General features: G+C 61.7%; 12 protein-coding genes and 1 tRNA gene. 6 read left to right on the top strand and 7 right to left on the bottom strand.

The window, feature by feature from the left end; translation table 11 throughout:
- The first annotated feature begins 468 nt into the window (after positions 1 to 468).
- Positions 469 to 1,581, top strand: coding sequence for a hypothetical protein (locus tag H2LOC_RS02860; protein WP_136495006.1), 1,113 nt, complete (start codon positions 469 to 471; stop codon positions 1,579 to 1,581).
- 377 nt (positions 1,582 to 1,958) lie between these two features.
- On the opposite strand, the gene H2LOC_RS02855 is transcribed toward H2LOC_RS02860, so the two are convergent.
- Positions 1,959 to 4,019 carry an elongation factor G gene (locus tag H2LOC_RS02855; RefSeq protein WP_136495005.1) on the bottom strand — a complete coding sequence of 687 codons (2,061 nt, stop codon included), beginning with the start codon at positions 4,017 to 4,019 and terminating at the stop codon, positions 1,959 to 1,961.
- Between the two features lie 247 nt (positions 4,020 to 4,266).
- Here H2LOC_RS02855 and rph point away from each other — a divergent pair, with 247 nt between their 5' ends.
- From rph to H2LOC_RS02835, 4 genes are all read left to right on the top strand, one after another.
- Positions 4,267 to 4,980 (top strand): ribonuclease PH, encoded by a 714-nt coding sequence (gene rph / locus H2LOC_RS02850; RefSeq protein WP_136495004.1) that lies wholly within the window; start codon positions 4,267 to 4,269, stop codon positions 4,978 to 4,980.
- The gene (gene rdgB / locus H2LOC_RS02845; RefSeq protein ID WP_136495003.1) at positions 4,977 to 5,609 is read left to right on the top strand and encodes an RdgB/HAM1 family non-canonical purine NTP pyrophosphatase; all 633 of its coding nucleotides are present in this window, start codon (positions 4,977 to 4,979) and stop codon (positions 5,607 to 5,609) included. The genes rph and rdgB overlap by 4 nt, the downstream gene beginning before the upstream one ends.
- Positions 5,610 to 5,695: 86 nt before the next feature.
- On the top strand, positions 5,696 to 6,865 hold the full coding sequence (gene hemW / locus H2LOC_RS02840) for a radical SAM family heme chaperone HemW (protein ID WP_136495002.1): 1,170 nt from the start codon (positions 5,696 to 5,698) through the stop codon (positions 6,863 to 6,865).
- A gap of 53 nt (positions 6,866 to 6,918) precedes the next feature.
- A tRNA-Met gene (locus H2LOC_RS02835) sits at positions 6,919 to 6,995 on the top strand.
- A 116-nt stretch (positions 6,996 to 7,111) separates the two neighbouring features.
- On the opposite strand, the gene H2LOC_RS02830 is transcribed toward H2LOC_RS02835, so the two are convergent.
- Genes H2LOC_RS02830 through H2LOC_RS02815 form a run of 4 tightly spaced genes read right to left on the bottom strand, consistent with a single transcriptional unit; the run spans position 7,112 to position 9,031 of the window.
- Positions 7,112 to 7,453: a zinc ribbon domain-containing protein YjdM gene (locus tag H2LOC_RS02830; protein WP_136495001.1), complete on the bottom strand. Its 342-nt coding sequence runs from the start codon at positions 7,451 to 7,453 to the stop codon at positions 7,112 to 7,114.
- A 57-nt stretch (positions 7,454 to 7,510) separates the two neighbouring features.
- Positions 7,511 to 8,131: a DNA-3-methyladenine glycosylase I gene (locus tag H2LOC_RS02825; RefSeq protein WP_136495000.1), complete on the bottom strand. Its 621-nt coding sequence runs from the start codon at positions 8,129 to 8,131 to the stop codon at positions 7,511 to 7,513.
- A 4-nt stretch (positions 8,132 to 8,135) separates the two neighbouring features.
- Positions 8,136 to 8,420 (bottom strand): YciI family protein, encoded by a 285-nt coding sequence (locus H2LOC_RS02820; RefSeq protein ID WP_136494999.1) that lies wholly within the window; start codon positions 8,418 to 8,420, stop codon positions 8,136 to 8,138.
- A gap of 11 nt (positions 8,421 to 8,431) precedes the next feature.
- A complete protein-coding gene (locus H2LOC_RS02815) occupies positions 8,432 to 9,031 on the bottom strand; it encodes a TetR/AcrR family transcriptional regulator (protein WP_136496970.1) in 600 nt (199 codons plus the stop codon).
- 175 nt (positions 9,032 to 9,206) lie between these two features.
- Between H2LOC_RS02815 and H2LOC_RS02810 the strand changes: the two genes are divergently transcribed.
- Positions 9,207 to 9,974, top strand: coding sequence for a glycosyltransferase family 2 protein (locus tag H2LOC_RS02810; RefSeq protein ID WP_136494998.1), 768 nt, complete (start codon positions 9,207 to 9,209; stop codon positions 9,972 to 9,974).
- Here H2LOC_RS02810 and H2LOC_RS02805 read toward each other — a convergent pair.
- Both H2LOC_RS02805 and H2LOC_RS02800 read right to left on the bottom strand, forming a co-directional pair.
- On the bottom strand, positions 9,971 to 11,098 hold the full coding sequence (locus H2LOC_RS02805; protein WP_136494997.1) for a DegT/DnrJ/EryC1/StrS family aminotransferase: 1,128 nt from the start codon (positions 11,096 to 11,098) through the stop codon (positions 9,971 to 9,973). The two genes, H2LOC_RS02810 and H2LOC_RS02805, sit on opposite strands and share 4 nt — an antisense overlap.
- A 182-nt stretch (positions 11,099 to 11,280) precedes the next feature.
- The gene (locus H2LOC_RS02800) at positions 11,281 to 11,973 is read right to left on the bottom strand and encodes a sulfotransferase family protein (protein WP_136494996.1); all 693 of its coding nucleotides are present in this window, start codon (positions 11,971 to 11,973) and stop codon (positions 11,281 to 11,283) included.
- Positions 11,974 to 12,206: the final 233 nt, after the last annotated feature.

Raw genomic sequence — 12,206 nt, 5'->3', positions numbered from 1 at the left:
AAAGCGGCGGGGTGGGGTGAAATACAGCCCTATCTTGCGCCTTGTGCCCCCGCTTTTGCACGGCAAGAGGGTGATGCTCACTTCGGGCACCTCGACCAGCGTTTGACCATGAGCTGAAACCGTAACCGCGTGACGTTTCCAACACCCACGCCCGGCCTGGTCATTCGCTATTCCTACGCTCCGGGTGATCGCGCGCCAGAAGTCGTATAAGGCCCATCATAAATGAGCGAGAGCGCATGCCTTTGTTATATAAGGGATATTATCATATATACCCAAGACCGAAAAGGGTTAGACTTGAGATGCGATGCTCGTTCGATTCGCGAATGCTGCTGTCGCCCAAGAGGCTTCTCGGGTCTCCCTTGACACGCTCGCGCCATCCAGTCGAAGCTGTCGCAATCCATCAATGGAGACCGAACGGGTAGCGACGCTCTGGCACTGCCCGGAAGCAGCTAATTGGAGTGGAGAGCAATGAACAAAACTTTATTAGGAGCAGTAGCGACATTAATATATGTTATTATTCCAGCAGCCGCACAGGCAGGAGGATGTGAAGATATACTGAAATATATAAATTATAATACCAATTACAATTACAGCCAGCTCACCACTGAACAAATAAATATGGCGTCATTTTGCTCAGAAAAATATAGAAAACAAAGCGGAGCACGAGCAGCTCAAATCGAAGCAAGCTACAACGTGTTTTCAGGAAAAGCACAAGCAAGTGAACAAGAAATACAAGAAGAACAGGAAAAGCAATGCCATGGACATTACGGTAAGGAATACCTTAGTTCTATGGGAATACAGCAGAGTCAGATCGTATCTCAGCAGTCCGTTGACGCTTTGAAGGCATGTTATGACTCGACACAGTTCCACTTGAAATCTCTAACTTATGTAGAAAATTCGTTCAGCTCTTCATTTGTCTGGAATGGCCCAGGCAACATTACGTTTAGCAGCGTTATAGTTAGTGCTGACTCGAATCTTCTTGACCCATCTGGATTAATAAAAAGAGTTGCAGTTTGCTCTGTCAGCTACAAGGATCAGACTGACATCAAAAAACCGTTCCAATTGGCATCTGGTAGTAATGTAACGGTAACTTGCGATCGAAATCCGCATATGGTTACTGATCAGAAAACACATGATGTAAGCAAGACATTTCCGGAAGGACTTGTAACTATTGCCACAGATGCTCAAAGCATAACAATTCCATTAATCGGTATATCAAGACTGATAACACCTGATGATAGAATAGCAAGCATCGAAGGGACATTGCATAACATTCAGAGTCAATTAGACCTGCTAAGCAGCTCAACCTCAACTAACTCGAAACAAATAGATGCCCTAGATACAAGAATTAAGCTTCTGGAAGACGCCAACAAATCCAAGCTAAAACTTTTTTGGAAGGCTGGTAATAACGGGATGGCCACTTGTGGTCAGTTTTGTAGAGACGCAACTAGGTGGACAACCCCAGAAGGGGCCGGCACGTGCGTCGCTGCGAAATTAGCGCCGCCGAACGACTCCCCTTGGAGCTGTGACCAACTAGCTAGTCCGGCCAACGTGCTTTGCCTCTGTGCGAACTTTCTTTGAGGCGTGGGCACCGTCTCGACGATGACGGCGGCCCCGGCCCTGGCGGATCTAAGCGGCAACGACGGCGGCAACTGATTTAGGAGCCCTTCATGCGCAAATTGCTCGCCCTCGCCCTGCTCGCTCTGGCCCTGACCGGCGGCGTCGCGGCCGTCTCGACCCTGACCGCCCAACCCGCCGTCGCCGATTGCGGCAGCGGCTGCAACTGATTGCGCCCCCGTTATTTCCCCGCGCCTGTCGCCCACGCGGGGGGTGGTTGATCTAGGGTTTTTGCGTATTTCACGCCGCCGCATCCCGCGCGGCAACCTCCCGCGCTCGGGGAAGGTCGGGGCGACTCACGCCAAACGGTCGTCGCCCCTACCCCGCCGTCTAACCGCCCCTCACGCCGCGGTGTGAGCCCTCCCGCCGTGGGCGGCGACGACCTCACGCGCGAGGCGCCCCGTCACCTCGGCGAGATGGTCGAAGCGGGCCTCGTAGAAGCCCGCCCCGGCCGTCGCCGAGCGCAGCTCCACGATCAGGTTGTCCATCTCGGCCTCGGGAATGATCGCCTCCAGCCGGTCCCAGCCGTCCCAGCCTTCGCGCGGGCCAAACCCCAGGATCTGGCCCCGCCTTCCCGAGACGATGCCGGTGGCGCGCGACATGCCCTCGCTCGGCGTGTAGATCGTGACCGCCAGCATCGGCTCCAGCAGCACAGAGTCGCCGAGCGCGAGCGCCTCGCTCATGCCGATGCGCGCCGCCGTCCGGAAGGCCATGTCCGACGAGTCGACGGTGTGATAGGAGCCGTCGGTCAGCACCGCCTCGACATCGACAACGGGAAAGCCCAAGGGACCATGGGCGAGCGCGTCTGCGCATCCGGCCTCGACCGAGGAAAAATACTGCCTCGGCACCGCGCCGCCATGCACGCGCTCGGAGAAGGCGAAACCCGAGCCGCGAGGTCGCGGGGCGACCTCCAGCGCGACATCGCCGAACTGTCCATGCCCGCCCGATTGCTTCTTGTGGCGGCCGCGCACCGCGACGCTTTTGCGGATAGTCTCCTTATAGGCCACCGCCGGCCTGAGGGCCTCGACCGCGACGCCGAAGCGCGACGCCAGACGCTCGAGCGCCACACGCAGATGCATCTCGCCCTGCCCCAGCAATTTGATCTCGGACATGGCCTGATCGTGGACATAGACCAGCGCCGGGTCTTCATCGACGAGCTTGGCTATGGCGCTGGCGAGCTTCATCTCGTCCTTTCGGTCCTTGGCCTTCAGGGCGAGCGCATGCACCGGCGCCGGCGGCGCGATCGAGGAGCGCACGGCGTCTTTGGCGCCGGAGCGCGGATCGCCGCTCAGGCTGTCTCCGGTCGCCGCGTTTTCCAGATGGCCGAAGGCCAGCGTATCGCCTTCGGAGGCTTCGCTGCGCTTGGAGACGGCCCCCCCGAGAAGGCGGGAGAAGCCGCTGATCTTGTCTTCGCCGCCGGGAGACAGCGCCGCCTGACCGTCGACGAAAGTCCCGCGCAGCACCCGGGCGAGCGAAAGCTTGCCGCCATGGGTGGTGTGGATCGTGCGCAGGACGCGGGCGAGCGGCGGCCCCTTGTCCGCGACGCCGAGGCGCGCGCGGGTCTGGACGACGCCGGGGGCCTCGTGTCGCAGGGCTTTCAGCAGGCGCGTCACGCCCGCGCCGCGCAGCGCCGATCCGATGAACAGCGGAACGACTTGTCCCGCCTGCAGCTCCTTGGCGAGGTCGTCGAACACTTCGTCGCGCGGCGGCTCGATTTCCGCGATCAGCTCCTCCATCAGATGGTCGTCATAGTCGGCCAGCCTCTCCAGCATGGAGTAGCGCTCTTCCTTCTCCTGGGCCGCGTCGCCCGCGGGGATTGCGACAACTTCCGAAGGGGCGTGTTCGCGATAGACATAGGCGCGCTCGAGCGCGAGATCGATGAAGCCGATGGCGACGCCGTTCTTCCATATCGGAATCTGGCGCAACAGCAGCGGCGTGCGCGACGCCGGCTGGAGCATGGCCAGCGCCTCGCGAACGCCGAAAGCCGCAGAGTCCACCTTGTTGAGAAAAAGAAAATGCGGAACCTTCAGCTCCTCGAGTTCGCGCAGCACGAGCTGAAGCGAGAAGACCTTGCGCGGATCGGCCTCGCAGACGACGACGGCCGCGTCGACCAGAGGCAGCACGTAGCGGGCCTCGTGCGAGAACTCCAGCGATCCGGGGATGTCGATGAAAGTGTATTGATCGCCGAGATAATCGGCATGGCCGATATTGGCCTCGACGCTCATCTGATGGGCTTTGGCTTCGGGGCTCAAATCCGCCGCCGCGACGCCTTCCCGCGCCGCCCCGACCCGGGCCAGCAGAGCCTCGAACAGTTTTGATTTGCCGCTTTGGAAGGGGCCGATCAGGGCGACGAGTCGCGGCCCCCCAATTCTTCTGCCGTGGTCATTTGCGTTTGCACCCATGGCCTGCTCCCTTCATCGGAGCCGGAATGTCGACGCAGCCCTTTGCATACGGCGAAGGCGTCCTCGAGGGCGCCGTTGGTCGGCTCCTTAGTTCATCGGATCGTCCCACCAGACCGGTTGAAGCGCAAGGCGAAACCAGGACGCATTACGCCGCAGCGCAGCAAGCGCGCCTTTCCCCGCCTCCGCTTCCATCGCCGGGAAAAGCGCGTTAGAAAGCTTCACACCCACTTCAGGAGCCTCAGGTTTTATGCGTCCCAGCAAACGCGCTTTCGACGAAATGCGTCCGGTCAGCTTCGAGCGCGGGGTCGCCCGCTATGCGGAAGGCTCGTGTCTGGTGAAATTCGGCTCCACCCATGTGCTCTGCACGGCGACGCTCGAGGACAAGCCGCCGCCGTGGCTGCGGGGCCAGGGGCGCGGCTGGGTGACGGCCGAATACGCCATGCTTCCCCGCGCCACCCACACCCGCACCAAGCGGGAATCCACCTCGGGCAAGCCCTCGGGCCGCACGCAGGAAATCCAGCGACTGATCGGCCGTTCCTTGCGCGCCGTGACCAACCTCCCCCAACTCGGCGAGCGCCAGATCATGATCGACTGCGACGTGATCCAGGCCGACGGCGGAACGCGCACGGCTTCGATCACCGGCGCCTGGCTGGCCTTGCGCGACTGTTTCGAATGGATGCGCTCGCGCTCCATCATCAAGGAGAACCCGCTGCGGGACCATGTCGCGGCGGTTTCCTGCGGCATCTTCAACGGCAAGCCGATCACCGACCTCGACTACGCCGAAGACTCGACGGCCCAGACCGACGCCAATTTCGTGATCACCGGCTCCGGCGGCCTCGTCGAGATCCAGGCGACCGCGGAAGTCTCGGTATTCTCTCCGCAGGAGCTTCAATCGCTGCTGGAGCTGGCGCAAAAAGGCGTCGCCGATCTGGTCGCCTTGCAGAAAGCGGCGCTGGCGTGAGCGCGCGCAAGATCGAGGGCCGCCTCGTCATCGCCTCGCACAATCCCGGAAAACTCTGGGAGCTGCAGCAGCTTCTCGGGCCGCATGGCGTCGACGCGGTGAGCGCAGGTGAACTCGGCCTGGCCGAGCCCGACGAAACCGAGACCACTTTTCGCGGCAACGCCTTGCTCAAGGCGAAAGCCGCGGCCGAGGCGGCGCAACTGCCCGCCTTCGCAGACGATTCCGGGCTTTGCGTCGACGCGCTGGACGGCGCTCCGGGCGTCTATTCGGCGCGCTGGGGCGGCGAGAACCGCGATTTCGCGGCGGCGATCGCGCGCGTCGAACGCGAGTTGAAGGAGCGCGAGGCCGAGCCGCCCTTTGCGGCGCATTTCATTTGCGCGCTCGCCATCGTCTGGCCCGACGGCCATGTCGAGGAGTTCGAAGGACGCGTCGACGGCGTGCTGCTGTTTCCGCCACGCGGAACCAAGGGCTTCGGCTACGATCCGATATTCCTGCCCGACGGGCTCGACAAAACCTTCGGCGAGATGATGTCGGCGGAAAAGCACGCCATGCCGGACGACGGCTCCATCGCTTTGTCGCATCGGGCGCGCGCCTTTCAGGCGCTGGCCAAGGCCTGCCTCGCCGATTGAACCGTCTTCAACCGGAAATCGCCAGAAACGAGAGGCCTCGCCCGGGTCCGTGATGACCTTTCGCGCTGGCCGTGCCATAAGGAAACATGGCCGCGACGATTCGGAATGCATTCGACCCAGGCTTCGGCGTTTACGTCCACTGGCCGTTCTGCCTGTCGAAATGCCCCTATTGCGATTTCAACAGCCACGTTCGCCGTGGCGACGTCGACGAAGACCGCTTCGTCGACGCCTTTCGCGTGGAGATCGCGCATCGTGCATCACTGGCCCCGGGCCGGGAGGTCCGCTCGGTCTTTTTCGGCGGGGGCACGCCCTCGCTGATGTCTCCCGGCACGGTCGCGGCGATCCTGGATGAAATCGCCAAGCGCTGGACCGTCGCCAAGGATGTCGAGGTCTCGCTCGAAGCCAATCCGACCAGCGTCGAAGCCTCGCGCTTTCGCAGCTTCAAGGCCGCGGGCGTCAATCGGGTCTCGCTCGGCATCCAGGCCTTGAGCGATTTCGACCTCAAGAGCCTCGGCCGTCAGCATTCGGTGGCGGAAGCCCTGGCCGCGCTCGGCGTCGCCAATTCCGTTTTCGAACGCACTTCCTTCGATCTCATCTACGCCCGCCCGGGCCAGACCGCGGCGAGCTGGCGCAAGGAGCTCGATCTCGCCCTCGCCTACGCCCCGGAGCATCTCTCGCTCTATCAGCTCACCATCGAGCCGGACACGATGTACGAGCGCATGTTCAACGCCGGCAAGCTCGCGCTGCCGGACATGGACCTGCAACGGGCGCTGTGGGACGTGACGCAGGAAGCGACCGCGCGGGCCGGCCTGCCCTCTTACGAGGTCTCGAACCATGCCCGGCCGGGCTCGGAATGCCGGCACAATCTGGTTTACTGGCGCTATGGCGAATATGCCGGGATCGGGCCGGGCGCGCATGGCCGTCTGAACACGGCGCGCGGCAGGCGCGCGCAGGCTGCGGAGCGCCACCCCGAAATGTGGCTGACCTGCGTGGAGACCGAGGGCCACGGCCTCGTCGAGGACGATCTGCTCAGCGCCGAGCAGCAGGGCGACGAGTTCCTGCTGATGGGGCTCCGCCTGCGCGAAGGCATCGATCCGCAGCGCTATTTCCTCGTCGCCGGCAAGCCGCTGGCGCAGTCCCGCATCTCCGAGCTGATCGGCGACGGCCTCGTCGAGATCACCCGCGAAAACCGCTTGCGCGTGAGCTCGGAAGGCTTCCCGGTTCTCGATGCGGTGGTGGCCGATCTCGCGGCTTAATTCTGCGTTGCAGCTTGCGTTCGGCGGCGCTTCGCCTACATATACGGTATTGGCGCGGGGTGGAGCAGCCCGGTAGCTCGTCAGGCTCATAACCTGAAGGTCGTAGGTTCAAATCCTGCCCCCGCAACCAACAAAGAGCCCGTTAGATCAAGGCGTCAGCCGTGTTCTAACGGGCTTTTTCATTGGTCCCGGCGCCTACGCCATTATGCGATGGCTGATCGGCTCGGAGCCGGCCAAGCCGACCGATCAGGCCTTCCTGACAAATTCCGACTTCAGATACATCGCGCCGATGCCGTCGATCTTGCAGGAGATATTGTGACCGTCCACGGCGTCCTCGACCAGGCGGATGTTCTTGACCTTGGTCCCGCTCTTAACCGTCGACGACGATCCCTTGACCTTCAAATCCTTGATCAGCGTAACTGAATCGCCGTTCGCAAGCTGATTGCCGTTGGCGTCGCGCACGCCTTCGTCCTGCGCTGGATTTTCTTGCGCGCCCTCGGCTTCGTTCCATTCATGCGCGCATTCGGGACAAGTCCACAAGGACCCGTCCTGATAAGCGTATTCCGAACCGCATTTGGGACACTTCATGTCTATCCGTTTCCTGTTTTTCAAAGGGAATTAGCGCTCTCCTATCCCATCTGCGGATTAAACGAAACCGTCCGCCGGGCGCTTGAATTGGTTTCTCGCCCGCGCGGCTTCTTCGCGCACGACGCAGCCTTCGGCGTGATCGTTGATCAAACCCATCGCCTGCATGAAGGCGTAGACGGTCGTCGGCCCGACGAAGGCCCATCCGCGCTTCTTGAGGTCCTTCGACATTGCAATTGACGATGCCGAGACGGAAGCCGTCTGGGACGACGAAAGCTCATCTGCTTTGGGCTCGAAACGCCAGACATAGGCCGCGATCGAGCCTTCCTGCCTCACGAGCTCCTGCGCTCGCCGCGCATTGTTGACGACAGCGGCGATCTTGCCGCGATGGCGCACGATGCCTTCGTCCTTCAACAGGCGCTCCACATCGGCTTCGCCAAAAGTCGCGATTGCGTCGAAATCGAACCCCTGGAAGGCGGCGCGGAAGTTCTCGCGCTTGGCGAGAATTGTGCGCCAGCTCAGGCCGGATTGAAAACCTTCCAGGCACAGCTTCTCGAACAATCTGCGATCGTCCGCGACGGGAAACCCCCATTCTCTATCATGATAGGCGAGGAATTCGGGGGCCGCCGCGCACCAGCGGCAGCGAGGACGCCCGTCGGTGCCGACGATGGTCGCGCTCATCGCTTTAGGCTTTCAGGAAGGCGAGGCGGTCGTCGGTCCGCCCCGGCGCGATTTCGAGAATGTCGGCGCGCGCCACGCCATGCGCGACGAAGGGATCTCCCTGTATGCGCGCTTCAATTTCAGCTCGAGAAACATCATGGGCGAGAATAGCGCCGCCGGCGTTGGGCTGAAGACCGCCGGCCAGCAGAAAGACGCCTTCGTCGAAACCGCGTCTGATCCAGGCGTTATGCTGCTCCATGAACTGCGGCGCTTTGGTTTTGTCGACTAATCTCAAAGTTACGACGAACATTAAAACCTCCTTCACAGGCGCGGGCGGGACTTGAGCGAAGAGGCCGCGGCGCATTGGTTTTCCAGCCATGCCTCCATGGCCTCGACCTCGCGGCGAATAAACTCCTCGTCGCGGAAAGCGGCAGCGAGGGCGGCGACGCCCTGGCTGCGCATCAGAATATGCAGGGCGAGCGCATCGGCCTCCGCCTGACGGCCGAGCGCTGCGAATTGGCGCGCCAGCCAATCGCGAAACAGGGAAAGAATGCCCGACGCGTCGTTTTTCGCGACATGTTCCAGCCGCGCCAGTTCGCTGCACAGCGTCCCTACCGGGCAGCCGTGCGCCATGATCATGGTCTTGTTGGCGATGAGAATATGAACAAAGGCGCGAATGCGTTCACGGGCAGACTCGCTCGCGCCCTCCCATTCGCGGAGCATCGCGTGGGTCTTCGCGGCGCGCCTTTCAATCACAGCCGCCAGGATCTCGTCCTTGGCCTTGAAGTGATAATAAAAATTCCCCCGAGAGAGGCCGACCGCCTCGGCGATGTCCGCAAATGACGTCGCCTCGAACCCGCGCTCGTAGAACAGCCGGTCGGCGGCTTCCACGATCTGCCGGCGCGTGTCGCTGGCGCCCATATGGCTCCCTTTCATCGAACCTCCGTCGTGGAGAGAAACCGACTCCGCGCAGTAGGACAATTGACCTAAACTTTGTAGGACAATCGCCCCAGGAGATCAACCGTCGGGGCGAATCCATTTGCCCCGACGCCGCCCGACAGGCATAAGGCGGTAAGGAACCCCAGCGGCGCGCTTGATGACGAAACCGGTCACCGTTCTGATTTCATCCCGGAACCGCCCGCTGTATCTGTGGGCCTGTCTCGACGCGCTGTATGCGAGAACGCGCATTCCCTGCAGATTCATCCTCGTCGACATGGCGTCCGACGATCCGCTCGTCGAAAAGGTCCTGGCCGGCTTCGAACGGCGCGGCATGTTCGACAAAATCCTGCGTTCGCCGCAGAACAATTTGAACGCGCTCGCCGAACTGGTGTTCGGCGAGCTCGAAAGCTGGGGACCCTATTTCGCCTATATCGAAAGCGACGTCGTGGTCGAAGACGCCGAGCCCTGCTGGCTGGAGCGGATGACCTCGCTCATGGAGTCCAACCCCCGCCTCGGCATGTTGGGCTCCGCTATCGACAAACGGGATTTCCTCGAGCCGGCAGCGGTCGAACATCTGCGCGAAGACCGGGACGAGGCCCATTGGCGGGCGCTGATCAAGGCCGATAGCCCTGAGCGCGGACAGGATGTTTCATCCGCCGAGGGGAAGCCGCTGTTCCGGCCGCACAATCCGGCTGGACGCCTGCTGATGCTTCGCAGCGAGGCGATTAAAGAAGTGGGTGTGGCGCAGGACAGCGTGCTCGATCGGCTGATGCGCGAGGCCGGTTACGAAACCGCGGTGGCGACTAAGGTGCGTCACCGCCACCTGTCGCTGGTTCAGCTGTTCGACTATCCCGATTACGACATGTCCGCGCGAAACAAATTCATGTCCAAATTGGACGAATTCAAACAAGGGGATGGGGATTAGGCGAGCTTCTCGAAGGCGGCGATCCAGCTCACGATCTCGCTGATTTTTTCGGGCTCGAGGTCCGGCGCCACGGGAAGGCCGAACAGCGCCCCAGCGGTTTCCTCGACGACGCGCAAGGCCGGACGCGGAGCGAAATAAGGCTCCCTGTGCCCGCCGCCGCCGTACCAGAACCTCCCGCCGATCCCCCTGGCCTCGAGATATTCCGACAATCCCTGGCCCTCGCGGGCGGATTTGCAGCCGAACAAGGCATAGCAGGAGGCGGTTTCGGGCGCGCCGAGGAATCGCCCGTCGAGGCCGGCCTCTTTTAAGCTCTTTCGATATTGATCGGCCACCGCCGTCAGCGCCCTGCTCTTTTCGCTCCAGCCGTCGAGCTCGGCGAGGCCGACAGCGGCGTGATATTCGCTCATCTTGCCGTTTATGCTCGCCGCGCGGCACTCCCGCGAGCCATAGAACCCGAAATTGAGCGCGCGCACGATGTTGCGTGCGGCGTCGGCGTCGCCGGCGATCGCGCAGCCGCCTTCGCCGGAGGCGAAGCTCTTGGTCGCGTGAAAACTGACCGCCACGGGGATATCGCCGAGAAGCTCGCCTGGGGCGCGGTCTATAGCTTCAAAACAAGCGGCGCCGTCGATGACCACCCCGACGCCGGTTTTTTCCCCGAAATCCACCCAGCCGGATTGCGGGATGCCTTTCCCGAACGCTCCTACCGGGATGACAAGTCCTATGCGATCGAGCAAGGGATGGTTCAAAGCCCCGGCGGGCTCGAGCAGCCCGCTGCGTTCGTCGACGTCCGCGAAAACGACTTCATAACCGCAGCTTTCCGCGGCGACAGCCGTCGCGATGAATGAGAAGCCAGGAACCAGCGCCAGCGGCCTCTCGCCGCCGGCCCTGCCGACGGTCCCGAGTATCGCGCCGATCAGAGCCGCAGTGCCGGAGGCCGCCGTCACTATGTTCTCGCCGCTGAGCGAAAAGCGCGCGGCCAGTCTTTCGGCGAGCTCCAGAGCCAGAGGACCAAAATTGGCGTAGACGCGATTCTGGTCTATCCGCCTCAGATAGGGGAGAAGACGATCGGCATCAGGGAGACGCGGCCTGAGCACCGGCGTCGGTGCAAACGAAGAACTGCTCATTTTTCCTAGCCATTGCGAGCGCAGCCAGGCTTGGCGAAACCCGGGCCGTCGAAGTTGAAGCCTCGAAACCGGGGCTGTCGCGCTTTCCGCTCCCGGGTAACCATAGAAGCGCGGCAAGAACGCGCCGGCTCAATTCTAAGGTCCGATTTCTCCGAGCGCGGATTCACGTCGAGCTACGGCGATTATCGAGACCAGGGCAGCGAAGACAATCCGAGCAGAGCGCAGAGCCGTGCGTCGAAAGGCTGATAATAAGCCGCGACTTCTTCCGCGTCCCCCGCATCGATCGTTCCCTTTTCAGGGCTCGGCGCGACAACCGCGTTCAGCTCCTGCGGCCTCCAATTGCTGTCGATCCCGAGGAACGAGCAGATATCCCCGAAGAGTTCGGCCGGACGCCGGCTTATGTCGTCGTACCAGAAGACGCCGAGCCGGTCTCCGAGCGGATAATAGCGGGAATATTCCTCCAGAATGACGGCATATTCTCCGCGCCGCTTCATGAACTGCATGTTCTGGCGAAAGGCCTCGATAAACGGGGCGTCGCGCGGGATGTTGCCGAGATAGCGCGCCATTTTCCACTGGGAGAAGGCGCGATCGACCGGGTTCCTCAGCAGATGAAGCAGGAGCGCCTGCGGACACAGAGCATGAATCGCGCCGGCGAGCCCTTCGAAAGCGGCGTAATTTGGAGAAATGTCGCCGCAGAGCTGCCCGTCGGCGGCGGCGGCGAATTGTTCGCGGTACCAGGACAGCGGCAGGTCCCGATAGAAATAATTCAGCTCCTTGTCCTGCATGAAGACCTGCGGATGCCGATTGATCTGGGCATAGAGCCAGGTCGTGCCGGATTTCTGGGCTCCAGCGCAAATGAAGTCCGCCATGCGCATGTGGATGAGGAGGCTCCGTATGACGGTGAGGCGTTAGAGCTTGAAACAGCGACGAAAAGCTCGTGAATATGGTTTTGACAAACCAAGTTCGACGGACAGACATACTCCGCCCCGGCCGGGAAAATACTAGCAAAGAGAGGCGACGTTTTCCATCGCCGCCATGTCCGACCGGGACCAAAAAGAGTTTTGGAGTTGACTTTTTACGGGGTTTTCATTTGATTGCCGCATTAGCA

Source organism: Methylocystis heyeri, assembly GCF_004802635.2.
Classification (GTDB): domain Bacteria; phylum Pseudomonadota; class Alphaproteobacteria; order Rhizobiales; family Beijerinckiaceae; genus Methylocystis; species Methylocystis heyeri.
The sequence above is the reverse complement of the archived record's forward strand: the minus strand, read 5'-3'. Positions and strand labels throughout refer to the sequence as shown.